Annotated in this window: 13 protein-coding genes and 1 tRNA gene; 6 read left to right on the top strand and 8 right to left on the bottom strand. The window is 60.0% G+C overall.

Annotation, left to right across the window (positions count from 1 at the left end; all coding sequences use genetic code 11):
• Positions 1–92 precede the first annotated feature (92 nt).
• Positions 93–335, top strand: a complete 243-nt coding sequence (locus Q0Y02_RS00235; RefSeq protein ID WP_366516894.1) for a YheU family protein — start codon at positions 93–95, stop codon at positions 333–335.
• Positions 336–479: 144 nt separating this feature from the next.
• On the opposite strand, the gene Q0Y02_RS00230 is transcribed toward Q0Y02_RS00235, so the two are convergent.
• The gene (locus tag Q0Y02_RS00230; protein ID WP_297762718.1) at positions 480–908 is read right to left on the bottom strand and encodes a hypothetical protein; all 429 of its coding nucleotides are present in this window, start codon (positions 906–908) and stop codon (positions 480–482) included.
• Between the two features lie 267 nt (positions 909–1,175).
• On the opposite strand from Q0Y02_RS00230, the gene Q0Y02_RS00225 reads away from it, so the two are divergent.
• Both Q0Y02_RS00225 and Q0Y02_RS00220 read left to right on the top strand, forming a co-directional pair.
• Positions 1,176–1,718 (top strand): hypothetical protein, encoded by a 543-nt coding sequence (locus tag Q0Y02_RS00225; RefSeq protein ID WP_297762716.1) that lies wholly within the window; start codon positions 1,176–1,178, stop codon positions 1,716–1,718.
• A gap of 70 nt (positions 1,719–1,788) precedes the next feature.
• Positions 1,789–2,697 carry a hypothetical protein gene (locus tag Q0Y02_RS00220; protein WP_297762714.1) on the top strand — a complete coding sequence of 303 codons (909 nt, stop codon included), beginning with the start codon at positions 1,789–1,791 and terminating at the stop codon, positions 2,695–2,697.
• Between the two features lie 140 nt (positions 2,698–2,837).
• Here the strand turns inward: Q0Y02_RS00220 and Q0Y02_RS00215 are convergent, their stop codons facing one another.
• The 6 genes from Q0Y02_RS00215 to smc all read right to left on the bottom strand — a co-directional run bounded on the left by Q0Y02_RS00215 (position 2,838) and on the right by smc (position 13,882).
• On the bottom strand, positions 2,838–5,270 hold the full coding sequence (locus Q0Y02_RS00215; protein WP_297762712.1) for a TcfC E-set like domain-containing protein: 2,433 nt from the start codon (positions 5,268–5,270) through the stop codon (positions 2,838–2,840).
• 14 nt (positions 5,271–5,284) lie between these two features.
• Complete coding sequence (locus tag Q0Y02_RS00210) at positions 5,285–5,965, bottom strand: fimbria/pilus periplasmic chaperone (RefSeq protein ID WP_297762710.1); 681 nt, start codon at positions 5,963–5,965, stop codon at positions 5,285–5,287.
• 251 nt (positions 5,966–6,216) lie between these two features.
• Entirely contained in the window at positions 6,217–6,798 is a 582-nt protein-coding gene (locus Q0Y02_RS00205; protein WP_297762708.1) for a transglycosylase SLT domain-containing protein, read from the bottom strand.
• Positions 6,795–9,131: an NAD-dependent DNA ligase LigA gene (gene ligA / locus Q0Y02_RS00200; protein WP_297762706.1), complete on the bottom strand. Its 2,337-nt coding sequence runs from the start codon at positions 9,129–9,131 to the stop codon at positions 6,795–6,797. The genes Q0Y02_RS00205 and ligA overlap by 4 nt, the downstream gene beginning before the upstream one ends.
• A gap of 271 nt (positions 9,132–9,402) precedes the next feature.
• On the bottom strand, positions 9,403–10,326 hold the full coding sequence (gene zipA, locus Q0Y02_RS00195) for a cell division protein ZipA (protein ID WP_297762704.1): 924 nt from the start codon (positions 10,324–10,326) through the stop codon (positions 9,403–9,405).
• A 58-nt stretch (positions 10,327–10,384) separates the two neighbouring features.
• Entirely contained in the window at positions 10,385–13,882 is a 3,498-nt protein-coding gene (gene smc / locus Q0Y02_RS00190; RefSeq protein WP_297762702.1) for a chromosome segregation protein SMC, read from the bottom strand.
• Positions 13,883–14,448: 566 nt separating this feature from the next.
• On the opposite strand from smc, the gene cysZ reads away from it, so the two are divergent.
• Complete coding sequence (gene cysZ / locus Q0Y02_RS00185; protein ID WP_297762699.1) at positions 14,449–15,222, top strand: sulfate transporter CysZ; 774 nt, start codon at positions 14,449–14,451, stop codon at positions 15,220–15,222.
• Positions 15,223–15,363: 141 nt separating this feature from the next.
• Here cysZ and uvrB read toward each other — a convergent pair whose 3' ends face one another.
• Complete coding sequence (gene uvrB, locus Q0Y02_RS00180; protein WP_297762697.1) at positions 15,364–17,382, bottom strand: excinuclease ABC subunit UvrB; 2,019 nt, start codon at positions 17,380–17,382, stop codon at positions 15,364–15,366.
• A 554-nt stretch (positions 17,383–17,936) separates the two neighbouring features.
• Between uvrB and Q0Y02_RS00175 the strand changes: the two genes are divergently transcribed.
• Positions 17,937–19,127, top strand: a complete 1,191-nt coding sequence (locus Q0Y02_RS00175) for a pyridoxal phosphate-dependent aminotransferase (RefSeq protein ID WP_297762695.1) — start codon at positions 17,937–17,939, stop codon at positions 19,125–19,127.
• A 68-nt stretch (positions 19,128–19,195) separates the two neighbouring features.
• Positions 19,196–19,271 (top strand) — tRNA-Asn (locus Q0Y02_RS00170).
• The last annotated feature ends 100 nt before the right edge of the window (positions 19,272–19,371 follow it).

The raw sequence follows: 19,371 nt of genomic DNA, 5'->3' as shown, positions 1-19,371 counted from the left end.
GAGCCGCGAAGCATTTGGAGCAATATTGCCGAAGCACTCGCGGATCAAGCGCCGCTCCTACGGAATAAATGCCTCAGTCAACATGGAATCTTATGCCTCCCATCATCGTCCCCTGGAAAGACCTCCCACCCGACACCCTCACCAACCTGATCGAAGAGTTCGTCACCCGAGACGGCACCGATTACGGTGATCAGGAAATCCCCACCTCCACCAAAGTGGAGCAGGTCCGCAATCAGCTAAAGAAACAGGAAGCGTTTGTGGTATTCGATGAGGTGACGGAGAGCGTGTCGGTGATGGGCAAGGAGCAGGCTAATGAGGCAGTTAACAGTGAATAGTGAATAGTTAACAGCTACGCGAAACCGCGTTTATTGTTCTGAAACGAAAGAGGCCGCGCCCAAAGTCTGGACGCGGCCTCTTGCGCTTCAAAAACCTGAAAAACCAGCCCGCGACGCTATTAACTATTCACTATTAACTGCCTTTCAAGCGATCGCCCCTTCCCGCGCCCACTCACAACGCACTCTCAACGGCGCCTCGGAAGGCTCATGGCACACTTCTGCACTGTCCCAGACAAAAGTGTGGAAGCCGGACAGCTCGGTTTCCAGGTGTACCACCGCATTCACCCAGTACATGTTCTTGAGCAGGGATTCGAACTTGGCGATCCAGTGCTCCCACTCATACTCCACCGCCCGGTAGGACATACCGAAGTGGATCACCTGGGTCTGGAAGGTACCTCCCATCAGGTCATCGCCGGGTACAGAGAACATTTCCCGGCACAAGAACGGCCATTCATCGGCCTGCGGGAGCTGGCGAACGGCCCGGCGGTTATGAAAGCAATGGGTCTTGCGTTCCTGCAAGCTGCCAAACGGCAAATGTTTTATACACCCGTAAACGATGGATTCGTTATCCAAGCTGCCCCCTGACTGCACTGCTCATCTGACCCGCACTTTAGCAAAGCCATCCGCTTTTGTGAGCGGTAAATCGTTGAAACACGTGAAATTGCTGTACTGAACGCAAATCAGTAAAGCAGAGACACCGCCCATCGCATAAATAACGAGATGCAGATCACATTCCACTGCACACATGGCAGTATCGCTTTCAATATAAGGCCTGAGGCGCGATTGGGGTTGTCCAGGCTTACATAACACTCTTGTCCATCCGCTTAAGGGAATGACACCATGACAATCAAATTCTTTGTACCGGCTATCTTCTCCAGCGCCCTGCTTGCCTCCGGCCTGGCCATGGCTGCATCCGATGGCAGCATGGGAACCGGCGCCAGTGCCTCGTCCACTGGTACTGCCGTGATTACCCTGAACGTGCCAGACCTGATCAAGATCAGCGACATGAACGACATGACCATCAACCAGGGAAACAGCTTTTCCGCCACCGATAACGTGTGCGTGTTCCGTAATCTGGCCGGTGGCTATGGCGTCGTGGCGCAGAGCAGCAATGACGCTAACGGAGCCGGTACCAGCGGCGCTTTCACTCTGAGTGACGGCGGCACCAGTGAGGTCAACTATTCTGTAACCTGGGATGGGACTACGCTGACCGAAGATACCGCCGAAACAGGCCTCACGAGCAGCAATACCACCGAAGCCAACTGCCAGACCTCTGGCCCCAATGTGGCCCTCGGCGTCAGTGCTACGGAGAATCAGGTGGGTGCAGCCACTACTGCTACCGATCACACCGATACACTGACCGTGATCATCACTGCGGAATAAGCACCAGACAGATGGGCCGGAAACCCCGGCCCATCTGCTATAGTGCTAATTTTACGATAAAGAGAACCCTATGTGGTTGCGTATTATCGCAAGCAGCATGCTGCTTTTTTTCACAGCACATGCTCAGGCCCACATCCGCACCGATCCAAATGCCTTTACTACCACCTTTACCTGGAACGGCGGCGATCTGAATCACAGCTTTGAACTGTGTGTCAGCTCCGTGCAGCAACCCAATCCGCAAGGCAACACACCGATTGATTATGCCGTCGAGGCTCAGGGCCCTTTTGAGGTAGTTTCCGGCGCCGACAGCATTCCGGTTACGCTGTCGTGGGACGACCTTGTCGGTGGCCAAGCAGCGACACTGCAACCAAACCTCTCTACCGCAGAAATCTTTACTGGTGCTGCGCGTTACTGCCCCGGCGGCAATAACGCCCGTCTGGACGTATATGCCAGTGGCACAGACATCCAGGCCGTGCCCCCTGGTACCTACACTAGCCAGTTCAATTTCACCGCCACCAACTCAGGCAGGGGCAAGTCTTCCGCCAACTTCACCGTCAGCGTGGATATCACCATCCCCAACTCCATCCAGGTCACCCAGATCGATGACATCGCCCTGGGGACGTTCGATGGCAACAACAATATTACCCGCTCCGAAACCCTTTGCGTTTACCAGGCCAATGGCGGCCAGTACGCGGTTACCCTCACCGGCAGCGGCAACGGCGGCGCCTTTGAGCTGATATCCGCTGGCAGCAGCGTGCCCTATGCGGTGAGTTGGAACGATGGCAACGGCGCCCAGACCGCCACCGCCGGCATCCCCCTGCCCGGCATGGGTAACAGCCGCAGCGGCGACCCACAATGCAATGGTGGCGCCAGCAACAATGCCACCGTCAGCGTTGACGTACTCGCTACCGATATGAGCGCCGCCACTGCATCCGGCACCCACAGCGGCGTGCTGACGATCATGGTTGAAATGCAGTGAACAGTTAACAGTGAATAGTGAACAGCTTCGCGGGACCGGCTTGTTGGTTCTGAACGCCAAGAGGCCGCGCCCAAACTCTGGACGCGGCCTCTTTGTTTTCAACACACAACCAATTTTCACGCGCAGCTATTCACTGTTAACTATTCACTGTTAACTGAACAAACCACCGCCCCCAACCGCGCCACCCCGTGCTGGATCTGCGCCGCCCCGGTCTGCAGGGTGCAGCGACCTTCAGCGGTTTCCACATAAAGGCTGCCCAGACTGGATTCCGGGAGTTCCAGCTGGAAGTAGCCATCCTCGTCGGTGAATACCAGATTGTCGAAACCGGGACCCTGAATGCGGGCACGGGAAAGGATATTGCCTTCGCTATCCTGCAGACGCCCCAGGGCCACCATCACTCTTTGCAGCTCCCAGGCCAGCATCGCCACATTGCCCGGGTACAGCACCACGTCGCGGGGCGTGCTATCCAGATTCACAAAGTCGGTACCGCGATCACGCAGGGCGATCTTGTGTACCTGATAGGCCGGTAACGTCAGGGTGGCCGAGCTCCCCCCCTTCACCACCATCTCCGGATTTCCGTCGACCAGCACGTCGAATAACGCGCCGTCGGCGCCATCGAGCTTCAGCAGCACCGCCGAATCATTCAGCTGTTCACCACCCAGAGCGGCACCATCACCAATCACCAGACTGGTGTCATAACGCACGCTGGTCAGGGTATCGCGGCCACCACGGTCGGAATCGTTAAAGGCCACATCGGCCCGACCACGTCCATGGCGGGAGCCGTATTCACTGTTGAGCAGCACGGACTGACGACCCGGATCAAAGTTGACCCCCGCCCCCAGCGTCAGGTCCGCATCAAAACGGTCCCGGTCATTCCAGGCACTGGCCCAGGCGGCATTCACCCCATCCTCGGTACCGGGCGCATCGTCCTGAACCCAGCCCAGGTTGGCCTGATGCTGCCAGTCCGGACGGGTCATCAACCAGTTGGCGCCAAGCAGAATCTGATTGTCACCGTCGTTTCGCGTCAGGCTTGCAGACAGGTTGACCACCTGACCACTGCCCACCCGAAAGGTATGCAGATAGGCTGCCGAACTGATGGTCTGTTCGTTGGCACGACCCAGTCGCTGGCGACGATGGGAAAATACCAGCTGCCCTCGCCCTGCCGGCACCCAGAGCTCGGCGCTGTCACGGCGCACAGAGCGAGGCAGCAGCCGATACTCCTCTACATCAAACTCAACATCGAAGACGGCCGGATCGTCAGTCCAGACCCGCTGGCTGTCGAACTGGAAGCGCAAGTCCCTGAAGTTGGCATTACCGCGCAGGGTAAAACCACTGCCACCCTCACTTTCCACAAAGGTGCTGGCAAATAGCTGGGAATAACGGGAAAACCAGTCACCACTGACTTCCAGCAAGGCCTGCTCACCGGTAGCCGCCATCGCCACCCCGCCACCCCAGGAATCCGCGAAACGCTGGCGCAAACCCGTCATAAAGAGGGCGGTCTGTCTGTCTTCCGGCAACACCTGGTCACGGGCGAAGGCCGTTGCCTGGCCGAGCTGGGCGAACCACAACTTCTCGCCCTGCGGCGCCAGACGGCGACTTTTCACAAAAAACTGTTCTTCCACGCGGGTGTTGCCATTGGCATCGGTGATGCGCAATTCCAGCGTGTAGGCCCCGGTGGGCAGACGGGCGGTCTCCAGGCGGCGGCGCCCGGATTCCAGAAACTGGCTGCCGTAAAGGCGGCCATCCTTGTACACCTCAATGCGGCTTCGCGATGACAGGAACACTTCCACGGACGTGGCAAAGGCTTCCTCAAGGTCCTGACGGCGCACCAGCGAACGGGACACACCGACCCCGGCGATCGGCTGGCGGTCAATCACCGTCAGCATGTCACTGTTGGGCTGAAACAGGCCGGCGGTGACCTGGTGATCCGGGTAGTTGCGCTGCCAGCCCAGCTCATCAATCGACAGGGACTGCTCATCGGTGCTGACCCAGTTGGCAAAGCCATACTGGGCCCCCCGGCCTACCAGGCTACGGCCAAACAAACTGGTGTTGTTCTCCCCTTCGGCACTCCCTGCGTGACTGAAGCTCAGATTCTGCACACCGCCCCAGCGGGTTTCTGTGGGCTCAGGCAGATAACGGGGCGCCAGCGCTTCCGGGGCGTCCAGGTAGTTGGGGTGGATAAACAGGTCTGCCCGGAAGCGCTGCTCGTCGAAAATCACACCGGCGACTTTCGGCTCGATCAGACCGCAGTCCTGCTGGTGTTCGCTGACACAAACCTTGTCACCGTGGGGGTCCAGCGGCGTGGACAGCACCGCCAGCAGCCAGGGCTCCGGTTTCACCTGAGGCATGGCGCCGATCAACGCATCCGGCTCCAGGAAGGTGATTTCCTCAGGGGAATAACGGGCAGGGGTAGACATCACCAGGCGATCGCCGAAGTACACATCCACCAGGGTTTCCTGCGGCTCCATTAGCGTTTCGAACCCGGGCGGCACCGCATAATCCGCCGCCATGGCCTGTCCTGCCAGCACAGCAACCAGCAGGGCAATCCACCCGACCTGCCAACGCTTGCCCATGACGACCGTTCCGATCAGGGGTAACGCTGCTGCCGGGTCTCACCGGCAGTGGTGAGATTGAAACGCACCGGCGCATCCATGGGTAATGCCAGGGTAACGCTGTTACCCGGATAGAGGCGGCGCCCCTGCACTGGCTGACAGGGCTGGGTCGACGGGCTCGGTGGGCACTGCTCCCCTTCATGCAGCAGCACATTGACGTTGCCCTTGTTGGTCAACGTCAGGGACTTGCCATCGCGCTGGCCTTCCAGCGACACCCCGCTTTGCGACGGGGCCACAAACACCAGCAGCTGGTAACCCACCAGCACCCGTACTCCGGTGCCCTCCATCTGCTCCGGCGGCGCCACAGGCTTCAGATCTACCCGGTAGACCTTCTCCATGTCGCCATTACCATCCAGATTCACCAGTCGCACCCGGCGGCTTCCTCCCGGCGGCACCATCAGCCGTCGTGGCGTTGCAATTAAAGGCGCAGACTCCGGATCCTTCACCGGCAAGCGCTGCTCACGATCGGTACCGGGATCACTCACGGTAAGAATGCCCACATCCACAAACAGGGGCTCCTCACCGGGATTACCGATGACCACATCCTGACGCGGTGATTTGTCGGCGGGAAAATGAACAATGGCCTTGTCCACCTGCATGGCATACGCGGCCATGGCCCCACCTGCCCACAGCAGCAGACCGAATACAAAACGCAAAGTGTGTTCCCCTTAATCCATCGGTCCGCAAAGACCTTTTTTGTGCTTCTGATCACATTTTCACAGCGAACCACATTCAAACCGACCGGATTCCGATAAGACCGGAAAAACGGCAGTTCAGCGGTAAAAGGCAGTGACTAGCTGCGAGCTGCTAGCGGCAACGCGGGCAAGTTTGTTGCTAAATGAATCAACGCGAAACAGCGCCGGAAGGTTTTGATTTAGCTTCCAGCTCGTAGCTAGAAGCTGCTCTCCTACCGCCCGCAGCTATTCATCTGCTGCTGATAGCGGTTAGCCATGCTGGCGGTGCGCTGTGCCGCGCCCTTCATCCATTTATTGTTCTTCCAGGTGCCACGGGCATAACCGCCGTGACCTGCATAATAATTGAGGTACAAGTTGTAGGTATCGTTACGGGCGACGCCGTTTTTCCTGTGGCTCTGATAGTGATACCAGCCCACAAACCGCACCGCATCTTTGAAGTCATCGCGATCTGCACCATGGCGACCGGTGTCATCCTGATACCATTGCCAGGTGGAATCCAGCGCCTGGGGATAACCGTAGGCCGAGGAAGGCCGCTTCCAGGGGATAAACCCCAACAGCTTGGTACGGGGCGGTTTGGCCCGGGCATTGAAGCCAGATTCCTTGTAGATGGTCGCCATTAACACCGGTACCGGCACGCCGTATTCCTTTTCCGTGTTCTTGGCGTACTTGTACCAGTTGTTGAACCAGCCACCCCGCTGGTCGAACACCGCACAGACATTGTCTGTCTGGGTCGGGGTGCCAGCGCAGCCACCCAGAAGCAGTGCCGCCAACAGCAGGGTAAGCCTGATTCTCATAATGCTCCCGGATCAATACCGTGTTGTTCGAATACGGACAGTAGCGCGGCCTCATCACAGACCTCAACCCCCAGGGACTCCGCCTTGGCAAGCTTGGAACCGGCGGCAGCGCCGGCCACTACCATGGATGTATTCTTGGACACCGAGCCGGACACTTTGGCTCCCAACTGCTGCAGGCCCTGCTTTGCCTGGTCACGGGTGAATTGTTCCAGAGTGCCAGTGAGCACCCAGGTCTGCCCTTCCAGGGGGCGACTTTCCGTCTGCGCCGGAGCGCGGGCGACCAGCTCGGCCACCATGGCTTCAGCGTCCTGCAAGCGGGCCTGCCAGCTGTTGTCCGCCAATGCCTTGGCCAGCTGCGTCATCACACCGGAGCGTACCCCTTTGGGTTCTGCACCGGCGCCTTCCGCAGCCCCGGCACTCAGCTCGGTAACGCTGCGGTAATGGTTGCCCAGCGCGTCCAGTGACTTGTCACCGATACCCTCAAGGTTCATCCCCAACCGCTTCGCGGATTTCAGCAGCTGCGCCAATGTCAGGCCGTTCACAAACGCCGCAGACGGTTCACCGCTGGACTGCGGGTTCACCCCGGCGGCCAGCAGGCCATCAATCACTGCCTCGTTATCGGCTTCGGCAAAGAAGGCGCCAATGGCCTTGGCCACTTCCATGCCCACATCCGGCACCGCCAGCAGCAATAACAACGGGGCCCGACGAATCGTGTCCAGGTCACCAAAACAGTCCGCCAGGCTTTTGGCCGTTTCCTCGCCAATCTGCAAAATGCCCAGGGCAAACAGAAAACGCCCCAGGCCCACCGTCTTGGAATCTTCCAGCGCGGCGATCAGGTTATCCGCAGACTTTTCGCCCATGCGCTCAAGGCCAGCCACCTGCTCCGCCTTCAGCCGGTAAAGATCGGCCACGGTGGCAATGAGCTGCTGATCCACCAGCGCATCCACCAGCTTGTCGCCCAGGCCATCGATATCCATGGCCCGGCGCGAGGCAAAATGCTTGATCGCCTCACGCTGCTGAGCGCCGCAGATCAGGCCACCGGTACAACGGGCCACCACCTGGTCATCACCACGGAGAATCTCGCTGCCACACACCGGACAGCTCGGCGGCAGGGAAATACCCTGTGCCTCCGCCGGGCGCCGTTCCGGCAACGCCCGTACTACCTTGGGGATCACATCCCCGGCCCGGTACACCACCACGGTATCGCCAATGCGAATATCCAGCCGCTGGATTTCGTCGATATTGTGCAAGGTGGCGTTGCTCACGGTAACGCCACCCACCTGCACCGGCTCCAGCCGCGCCACCGGGGTCAGGGCACCAGTGCGCCCCACCTGCCAGTCCACGCCGTTGAGCACAGTGAGTTCTTCCTGGGCAGGAAACTTGTGGGCAATCGCCCAGCGCGGTGCCCGGCTGACAAAGCCCAGGTCCCGCTGCCAATCAAACCGGTTGACCTTGTAGACCACACCATCGATGTCGTAACCGAGGCGGTCACGCTTTTCCAGAATGCCGTGGTAGAAATCCAGCAATGCCTCGACCCCTGCACACACGCGCACTTCCGGATTGACTCGCAAACTCCAGCTGCGCAGGGCATCGAGCATGTCGGCGTGGGTGGCCGGTTCGGGGACGCCTTCCAGTTGCGCCATGGAATAGGCGTAAAACTCCAGCGGTCGACTGGCAGTGATCCGCGAATCCAGTTGCCGCAGGCTACCGGCGGCGGCATTGCGGGGGTTGGCGAAGACCTTCTGCCCCGCCTCTTCCTGCCGGGCGTTCAGCGCCGCAAAGCCCTCATGGGGCATCACGACTTCGCCCCGAACCTCAAGCCGCGAAGGCACCTTGTCACCCCGTAGGGTCAAAGGTACAGAACGTATGGTGCGGGCATTAACGGTGATGTTCTCACCGGTCTGGCCATCGCCACGGGTTGCCGCCCGAACCAGTTCGCCGTCCAGATACAACAGGGAAATCGCCAACCCGTCCAGCTTGGGCTCGGCCACATAATCCACGGCGTCCGACACATCCAGTCGCTCACGCACTCGCTTGTCGAAGGCACGCAACTCGTCATCATCAAAAGCGTTGTCCAGGCTGAGCATGGGCACTTCGTGCTGCACCTGATCGAACGCCTCCAACGGCACATCGCCCACCCGCTGGGTGGGCGAATCCGCAGACACCAACGACGGATGCGCCGCCTCCAGGGCCTGCAATTCCCGATAAATACGATCGTACTCCGCATCCGGCACCGCCGGATCGTCGAGCACATAATAGCGATAGGACCAGTCATTGAGCTGATCGCGGAGGTGCTGGGCTTTGTGAATGATGTCTTGGGAAGGCTGGCTCACGGGACGGGGATTTCCTGTGTCTTATCTTTTTAGGAGGCGGGTTGAGGCGCGAACCGGCGCTGTATCGGTGTTGCCTTCTTTCCACCGGTTCGCGCCTCAAGCGGCGCTCCTACGGTGCCGTAATAAACGTAGGGTGCACTGAGCCCAAGCGAACTGCACCTTTCCGGCCTTTGCATGGTGCAGTTCGCGTAGGCTCAGTGCACCCTACGTTCCAGCCCGCAACGGTGCGGCTTTTCCTCGCAGCTAGCAGCTCGAAGCTAGTAGCTGCTTTTTACGCGCTCGGCACCCGCTGACGACGTTCGAATTCCTGCACCCGCTGGCGCAAATGTTCCATGGTCTGCGGGGTCAGCACACTGTGCTGTTCGTCTTTCAGGTCACCATCCAGCTCACTGGCCAGGCGGCGGCAGATGGACAGCATCTTGTCCAGCGCACCCAGAGCGTCCGTGGCACCCGGCAGTTTCAGGAAGAAGGTCACACCGGCAAAGGTTTTCTCTTCCATGGTGTCCAGGTCGAAGGTGCCCGGCTCTACCGCATTAGCCATGGAAAACTGCAGCTCATCGCGGCCATCCAGAGTGACATGCCGATGGAAGATGTTCATCTGCCCGTAACGCAGGCCGGATTCCAGCAGCAATCGCAGCAGATCGTTACCGGCAAAGGGCGCGCCACGATGGGCAATCAGGTGCACCACGATCACTTCCAGCACCGGCTGGGGTTCGCGGTGGCGCTCCGTCTTTCTTTCCTGCGGTCGCTCGACCGGTTTCTTCTCGACAGGCCGTTGCTCCACTGCCGGTTTCGGCGGCTCGCGGGGCGGTTCCGGTTGTTTCGGCGGTTCCCGGTATGTCTTGGGCTCGTCCACCGGCTCGGGCTCCCTGTCGCCGTCGAACAGGTTCTGTTGTTCGGCGGTGGGGATCTCTTCGGTAACGGCTTCGTCCGGCTCCATCATGGTGGGCGGCGCGTCAGCCCGCTCCTGCGAGTCCATTTCCATGGCCCGACGTACCACACGGGCGGTGCCAATCAGCTCCGGGTTGTAATCGCTTTTCTCGGGTTCGTCTTCCTGAGCATCCCGGTAACGCGGGTCGATACGCATACGCAGCCGACCCTGCCGTTCCTTGATCATACGACGGACACCGTCCGCCAGGATCAGCAGGATCAAAATAACCAGAATGCCAATCAATGTTTCCAGATTCAGGCCCATTGCCTCATCTTCCTTGCTTGCGCTGAAGTGCCACCATTACGGAGAGCACCGGATTGCCTTACATAGCCGCCATTTCGGCAGCTTCTTCCACATCGACCGATACCAGACGGGACACACCAGGCTCGTGCATGGTGACCCCCATCAGGGTAGCAGCCATCTCCATCGCAATCTTGTTATGAGTAATGTAGATGAATTGTACTTTTGCGGACATTTCCGACACCAGGTTACAGAAACGCCCCACGTTCGCATCGTCCAGCGGCGCATCCACCTCATCGAGGAGACAGAATGGTGCCGGGTTGAGCTGGAAGATACTGAATACCAGGGACAAAGCGGTCAACGCCTTCTCCCCGCCTGACAACAGGTGAATGGTGCTGTTGCGCTTGCCCGGGGGCCGCGCCATGATCGTCACACCGGTATCGAGCAGGTCGTCGCCGGTGAGCTCCAGGTAGGCGTGACCGCCGCCGAACACCTTGGGGAACAGTTCCTGCAGGCCCCGGTTGATGCGGTCGAAGTATTCCTTGAAGCGCGCCCGGGTTTCCCGGTCGATCTTGCGAATGGCGTTTTCCAGGGTGTTGAGCGCGTCTTCCAGGTCCGCGTTCTGGCTGTCCAGGTAGTTCTTGCGCTCGGACTGCTGCTGGTATTCGTCGATGGCCGCCAGGTTGATCTGGCCCAACCGTGAAATACGCTGGCCGATCATATCCATTTCCCGGGCCCACTCCTGCTCGTTGGCTTCCTCGGGCAGGTTTTCCAGCACGGTGTCCAAGTCGAAGTTGTGCTCGCCCAGCTGCTCGGCCACGGTCTGGCGGCGGGTGGTCAGGTCCTGCCACTGCATCCGCTTCTGATCCATGGTGCTGCGGATTTCCTGGGCCTGGCGCTCGAACTGGCCGCGCTGGCCTTCCAGGTTACGCATCTCGTGGTCCACCGCTTCCAGTTCACGGCGGGCCTCGGTGAGCTTGTGCTCCGCTTCCAGGCGCACTTCCAGTTTCTCTTCCAGCTGCATCTGCAGCTCGGTGCCCGGCTCGTCGCCCTCGTTGGTCTGCTCTTCCAGCAGCGCCTTGCGCTCGGCCAGGGCCTGCACCTGCGATTCCAGGCGGCTCAGATTCTGGCGCAGGGAATCCGCCTGAGTGCGGGCGCCCTGCACTTCCATGGCCAGATGGTGGGACTGGTCACGGGCATGGCGGGCTTTCTGGCGTGCCTCATCCAGACGCAAGCGCAGCTCATCACGGCGGGACAGCAAGGCTTCACGCTGACCGCTGTCGGCCTCCATGGCGTCCAGCGCTTCTGCCAGCACACCCCGAGCCTCTTTCATCTGTTCCTGTTCCTGGGCGTGCTGCTCATTGGCTTCTTCCAGCTCACGGCCCAGACGCTCACGGCGCATGGTGATCTGCTCCAGACGCACCTGGCGGGCGCTGACCTGGGCATTGATCTCACCCAGCTCCCGGTTGATGCGGCTGGCCTGGCGCTGCACGTCCTCGCGCTCTTCTTCCAGTTCACCGATCTGTTCCCGGGTGCTGTCCAGTTGTTCTTTCAGGTCGTCCACGGTGGCCTGCAGGGTCTCGATCTCGCCCTCCAGTTGCTCCAGCTCGCGACGGCGCTCGAGAATACCGGCTTCCTGATCTTCCTCTTTGGCCACTTTCAGCCAGTCCGGGCCCAGGCAGATGCCGTCACGGGTGACCACGGATTCGTAAGCGTCCAGTTGCCCGCGCAGGGCCAGAGCGGCGTTCAGGTCATCCGCCACATAGACGCCGGCGAGCAGGCCTTCCGGTACCTGGCCCTGTACATGATCTCGGAGCAGTTTGCCCTTGCTGCCTGAGCCCTTCACCGAGGCCGGGCTGAACAGGGCCAGGCGGCCATGGGACAGATCGCCCAGCCAGTCGCTGACCTGGTCCAGGCCGCTGATCGCCACCGCCTGGATGCTGTCACCCAGCACCGCTTCCAGGGCCTTTTCCCACCCTTCGTCTACCTGCACCTGATCGGCCAGGCGCGGTTCGGCATCCAGCTCGTGACGGTTGAGCCAGTCGCTCACCGCCCCATCATCGCCCATGGCGGCTTTTTGCAAGGCTTCCAGAGAGGTACGACGGCCCTTCAGGGTTTGCAGCTTCTCGCGGGCCTCGTCCAGCTGACGGCCCCGGTCGCCGTTTTCCCGGCGCATGCGGTTGATGTCTTCCTGCAGGGATTCGCTGCGCAGTTCGTTTTCTTCTGACTGGCCGCGATATTGTTCCACCTGCTCTTCCAGCTGGCGCATTTCCTGGGCCAGCGGACCGGAATCCAGGGATTCCTGTTCTTTCTTGAGGCGCTCGATCCGCTCTTTCAGGCGATCCTGGGATTTTTCCAGATGCTGAATGCGGGACTGCTCCACCTCGGCCTGGCGGCGGGATTCCCCGGACTGGCCGTTGAATTCTTCCCACTCCTGCTGCCAGTTCTGCATGGTTTCTTCGGCCAGGGCCAACGCCTCGGCGGACGCTTCCTGCTGCTCACTGATCAGCTCCAGCTCCGGCTCGCGCTCGGCGAGGATGGCATCCAGTTCCGCCACCTTCTCGCTGTCCACCCGCAGGTGTTCATCGGATTCCTGCCAGCTGGCCTTGATCTGGTCCAGCTCTTCATAGAGCTGCTGCTTGCGCTCGCGCTGGTGTTGAATGCTCTGTTCCAGCCGCGCCACTTCCGCGCCCAGGGCGTAGAAATGCTGCTGCACCTGGTTGAAGTGTTCCTGCACCTCGTGGTGCTTCTCACGCAGGCGCTCCACTTCTGCGTCCACATGGCGCTGCTCGGCCACCTTGGCTTCCATGGAGACATCCAGCTCGCCAATCACGTGGTCGAGCTGCTTTACCTGGCCATCCAGCCCCTTCCAGCGCAACGCCTTGAGCTGGGCGCCCTTGAGGCGCTCCTCTTCCTTGTACTGCTTGTACTTTTCCGCCGCGCTGGCCTGACGGCTGAGGCGCTCCAGCTGGCGCTCCAGCTCGTCACGGATATCGGTGAGGCGTTCCAGGTTCTCCCGGGTGCGGCGGATGCGGTTTTCGGTCTCGCGACGGCGGGCCTTGTACTTGGAAATCCCTGCCGCTTCTTCGATATAGACCCGCAGCTCTTCCGGCTTGGCTTCGATCAGACGGGAAATCATCCCCTGCTCGATAATCGCGTAGCTGCGCGGGCCCAGGCCGGTGCCCAGGAAGATGTCGGAAATGTCCTTGCGCCGGCACTTGGTGCCGTTGAGGAAATAGTTGGACTGGCCGTCGCGGGTGACCTGGCGCTTCACCGAGATCTCGTTGAACTTGCCGTATTCGCCGGTGACAGTGGCATCGGAGTTATCGAAGATCAGCTCGATGGAGGCCTGGGCCACAGGCTTGCGGGCATTGGAGCCATTGAAGATCACGTCCGCCATGGACTCACCACGCAGGTGCTTGGCGGAAGATTCCCCCATCACCCAGCGGACCGCATCAATGATATTGGACTTCCCACACCCGTTGGGCCCCACCACGGCGGTGAGATTCTCCGGGAAATTGGTGGTGGTAGGGTCCACAAAGGATTTGAACCCGGCCAGTTTTATGGATTTCAGTCGCATAGTGTCTGCTTAAACTCGGGCCAACAGGCCAAAAATTGGGCGAAAACAGGGATTTTCGCCGCCCCCTGAAGCGATTACGGCGCACCGTGGGCATTAAAAGGGGTAAGTCTAGCGACAACCCGGACTGAATTCATCAGCCGCAACGCCCTGTTTACAATAAGGCCAAGAATGCCGAGCCCCTCCGGGCGCTCTGGTTACATGGCGATCATGCCGTCGCCGGGCGGTTCGCCATGCAAGCATGGACTCCTGCAAAGTCGGAGGCGAATTGAAAACAAGTGCAAAAGTCGGGCCCGGTTCACACGCTCTGCCCAGCCCTTGCCTACACCGACACCCGTTGGAGCCTTACTCGCAAGGCAAAGAGCTCCCGGTCAAGGCGTTCGCCTTGCAAGCAAGGCTCCAACAGTGGACCGGTGACCCGGAAACGGTGGCTGGCTGACCCTGATAGCCCTTTACCTTGCCAGCAAGGCTCCAACGAGCACGGGAGGATGAGACTTGCCGGCAGGGGCTTTCCCTTTTCGCTGTCTGCTTGTAGCTTGTAGCTGCTTTCTCACAGCCAAGGATTTGCCGTGTCTCAAGTTGCCGACGCCATCAGCTATCTCAAACGCAGTGTCACCATGGCGAAAAGCCGGGAGCTGCGAACCTATGTGATCATTCCTCTGATCTTCAACATCCTGGTGTTCGGCGGCCTCTACTGGCTCAGCGGCAGCTGGATCGCTGGCTGGATCGCTGCGGCCACAGCGGACTGGGCACTGACCGGGTCGTTGAGCTTCCTCAACGGGGCCCTGCATTTCCTGGTCGACGCCGCCATTCTGCTGGTCTGGGTCCTGCTGCTGGCACTGTTTGCCAGCGTCTTCTCCATCGGCGTGCAGTTGATCGCCGCCCCCTTCATGGGCTTTCTGGCGGAAAAGGTAGACATCCAGACCACCGGCCACCCCATGCCCGACGAATCCATCCCGGCCATGATCCTGCGGACTTTCAAGCGCGAACTGCGCAAGACCTGGTACTGGCTGTGGCGGGCAGTGCTGATTCTGTTTGTGGTGCTGGTGGTCTACTTCATCCCGGTAGTGAACGTGTTCGCCTCGGCCATCTGGTTCCTGTGGTCCGGCTGGCTGCTGGCCATGCAGTACATCGACTTCGGCGCCGATAACCGCCAGGTGCCCTTTGAGGTAATGCTGGAGCGCCTGAAAAGCAAACGCTGGCTGGTACTCACCTTCGGCGCCGTGGTCATGGGCCTGACCATGCTGCCGCTGGTGAACCTGTTCATCATGCCGGTGGCTGTGATCGCGGGGACGTTGATCTGGGTGGAAGAGCTCAGTGAACAAGGAACAGTTAACAGTTAACAGCTGCGCGAGCTACGCTTGCCGCCATCTTCAAACAATGAGGCCGCGCCCAACCTGTGGGCGCGGCCTCTTAGGTTTCAGGCCAAACCAATCCTGCTCCGCGTCGCTGTTAACTATTCACTGTTAACTGTTAATTGCCTTTTACCGCATAAATCCAAGCTCGCGCAGCTGATGAATCCTGTCCCGTGTCGCCGCCGCGTCCTCGAATTCCAGGTTCTTGGCGTGCTCCATCATCTTGTTTTCCAGGGCCTTGATTTCGCGGGCCACTTCCGCCGGGGACATGGCTTCGTATTTCGAGGCTGACTCGGCCACCTTCTTGCCCTTGTCGCCCTTGTATTTGCGGTCGAAACGGCTACCGCCGCTGTCGTCCATGATGTCGCGGACCTTCTTGTTGAGCTTCTGCGGCGTGATGCCGTGCTCCTTGTTGAAGGCTTCCTGCTTCTCGCGGCGTCGATTGGTCTCATCGATGGCCCGTTCCATGGAGCCGGTCATCTTGTCCGCATAGAGAATGGCACGGCCATCCACGTTCCGCGCTGCCCGGCCAATGGTCTGGATCAGCGAGCGATCCGAGCGCAGGAAGCCCTCCTTGTCCGCATCCAGAATGGCCACCAGTGCCACCTCGGGCATATCCAGACCCTCACGCAGCAGGTTGATGCCCACCAGCACGTCGAATTTGCCCAACCGCAGGTCGCGGATAATTTCCACCCGCTCCACCGTGTCGATGTCCGAATGCAGATAGCGCACCTTGATGCCGTGTTCGTTCAGGTATTCGGTGAGATCCTCGGCCATACGCTTGGTGAGCGTGGTCACCAGTACCCGCTGTTCCTTGGCGATGGCCTCCTTGGCCTCGCCCAGCAAGTCGTCCACCTGGGTAATCGCCGGGCGGATTTCGATCTGCGGGTCCACCAGGCCGGTAGGCCGCACCACCTGCTCCACCACCTGGCCCGCGTATTTTGCCTCGTAGGGGCCCGGCGTGGCCGACACGAACACCATCTGCGGCGCCAGACGCTCCCATTCCTCGAATTTCAGCGGCCGATTATCCATGGCAGAAGGCAGGCGGAACCCGAAGCTCACCAGGGTTTCCTTGCGCGAACGGTCGCCCTTGTACATGGCACCCAGCTGGGGAATGGTCACGTGGGACTCATCCGCGATCAGCAGGGCATTTTCCGGCAGGTAATCAAACAGGGTCGGCGGCGCATCCCCCGGCGCCCGGCCGGAGAACAGCCGGGAATAGTTTTCCACCCCGTTGCAGTAGCCCAGTTCCTGCAGCATCTCGATGTCGAAACGGGTCCGCTGTTCCAGCCGCTGGGCTTCCACCAGCTTGTTCTGTTCCTTGAGCTCGGCCAGCCGTTCAGTGAGCTCTTCCTTGATCATCTCGATCGCCTTGAGCACGGTCTCCCGGGGCGTCACGTAATGGCTCTTGGGATAGACGGTAATGCGCCCTACCCGCTTGAGCACCTCGCCGGTGAGCGGATCGAAGATGCTGATGGTTTCCACCTCGTCATCGAACAGCTCGATGCGAACCGCCTCTTTTTCCTCTTCCGCCGGAAAAATATCGATCACATCGCCGCGCACCCGGTAGGTGGCACGCCGGAAATCCATTTCATTGCGGGTGTACTGCAGCTCCGCCAGCCGCCGCAGCAGCTCGCGTTGGTCGATGCGATCACCGCGCACCAGGTGCAACACCATGGCGTGGTAGCTGGCCGGGTCACCCAGGCCGTAAATGGCAGACACGGTCGCCACAATAATGGTGTCCGGCCGCTCCAGAATGGCCTTGGTGGCAGACAGCCGCATCTGCTCGATCTGCTCGTTCACCGAGGCATCCTTTTCGATAAAGGTATCCGAGCTCGGCACATAGGCTTCCGGCTGGTAGTAGTCGTAATAGGAAACGAAGTACTCCACCGCATTCTCCGGGAAGAACTCCTTGAACTCCCCGTACAACTGGGCCGCCAGCGTCTTGTTGGGCGCCATGATGATGGTGGGCCGCCCGGTCTGCTCGATCACGTTGGCCATGGTGAAAGTCTTGCCGGACCCGGTTACCCCCAGCAGGGTCTGGTGACCCAGGCCGTCGTCGATCCCTTCGATCAACTGGGCAATGGCTTTCGGCTGATCACCGGCAGGCTGGTAATCGGAGTGAAGCTTGAAAAGGCTGTCGGACATGGAGATATCCTGGTGGCCGCCCTCCCGAGCCAGGAAGGCAGCAAAATCATGGTTTTAAAATCGGCAAATAGTGTAGCAGAGCCGGCGTGAATGCGCGGTGGAATAACAACGCCAGAAACACCGGATTTCCCCCGTAGGAGATGCAGCTTGCTGAACGAATCGAGGCCGAGACCCCTATAGGAACGGAGCGTAGCGGAGTAACGCACGTAGTTCCGTGCGGCCCGAAGGGTGAGCGTAGCGAATAATTCCTCTCGAGGGACGAACCGCGCGCAGCGCGAAACGCCCAAAGGGCGAAGGTTTTGGATGATGGCAGAGTGTCCGGCCGGTATTCACCTGGCCTGAAAGGCCCTGCGCAGATTCGTCCCCTGGAAGGGAACTCCTACAGAGGCTCTGTAGAGAGCTCGTGCCCTACAAGCCGCGCCCCGGTTGACGCGCCACCTCTCACCGGCTCCACAAGGAAATACGGGACATTTCAGCCCTGACCCGCTAAAATACACGCCCCTTTCTGCGCCAAAAGCGCAGCCAATACGACTCTTTAGACGAATGAGGAGTGCATGTCCGATATCAGCCTTTCCGACCGCGTACAACGCATCAAGCCGTCCCCTACCCTTGCCATCACCGCCAAAGCCGGTGAACTTCGCGCACAGGGAAAAGACATTATTGGGCTGGGTGCCGGTGAGCCGGATTTCGATACCCCGGATCATATCAAACAAGCCGCCATTGAAGCGATCAACGCCGGCAAGACCAAATATACCCCGGTAGACGGCACTCCCGGCCTGAAAAAGGCCATCATCGACAAGTTCAAGCGCGACAACAGCCTGGACTACGAGCCCAACCAGATCCTGGTGTCCAGCGGCGGCAAGCAGTCCTTCTTCAACATGGCCCTGGCCCTGCTGAACGACGGCGACGAAGCCATTATCCCTGCTCCCTATTGGGTCAGCTACCCGGACATGGTGCTGGTTGCCGGCGGTGTTCCCAAGGTACTCGAAACCGACGTGAACAGCCGCTTCAAGATCACCCCGGAACAGCTGGAAGCGGCCATCACGCCGAAAACCCGCCTGTTCGTGATCAACAGCCCGTCCAACCCCTCCGGCATGGCCTACTCCATCGAAGAGCTGGCGGCCCTGGGTGAAGTGCTGAAGAAGCACCCGGACATCATCATCGCCACCGATGACATGTACGAGCACATCCTGTGGACCGGCAAGCCGTTCGTGAACATCGTCAACGCCTGCCCGGAGCTGTACGACCGCACCGTGGTCATGAATGGCGTTTCCAAGGCCTACTCCATGACCGGCTGGCGCATCGGCTATGCCGGCGGCCCGCAGAAGCTGATTGCGGCCATGAAAAAGGTCCAGTCCCAGTCCACCTCCAACCCGGCCTCCATCAGCCAGGCAGCGGCAGAAGCCGCGCTGGCCGGCGATCAGGGCTGCGTGGACGAGATGGTCAAGGCATTCAAAGAGCGCCACGACTACCTCACCGCGGCACTGGATGCCCTGCCCGGCGTGAAATGCGCCCAGGGTGACGGCACCTTCTATGCCTTCCCGGACTTCTCCGAAGCGATTGCCAACCTGGACGGCGTGGAATCCGACACCGACCTGGCCGCCCTGCTGCTGGAAACCGCGGAAGTGGCGCTGGTACCCGGTTCCGCCTTCGGCGCGCCCGGCTGCATGCGCCTGTCCTTCGCCGTTGGCATGGACACGCTGAAAGAAGCCATGCGCCGCATTGAGCAAGCATTGGCTAAATAAGCAACAAACGCGCCTCCGGGGTGTTGACGACCCCGGAAGGCGTCACTAATATACGCGCCTCAAGACATTCCGCCTTAGCTCAGTTGGTAGAGCAAATGACTGTTAATCATTGGGTCGCTGGTTCGAGCCCAGCAGGCGGAGCCAAATAAGAAAAGGGCTTATCCATCGGGTAAGCCCTTTTTCTTTACCCCAATGATGGGTCGCCCTGCGGTCGACAGTTAATCATTGGTGAATTCAGCGAATT

It is taken from the genome of uncultured Alcanivorax sp. (genome assembly GCF_947258575.1).
In the GTDB taxonomy this organism is placed as follows: domain Bacteria; phylum Pseudomonadota; class Gammaproteobacteria; order Pseudomonadales; family Alcanivoracaceae; genus Alcanivorax.
The sequence above is the reverse complement of the archived record's forward strand: the minus strand, read 5'-3'. Positions and strand labels throughout refer to the sequence as shown.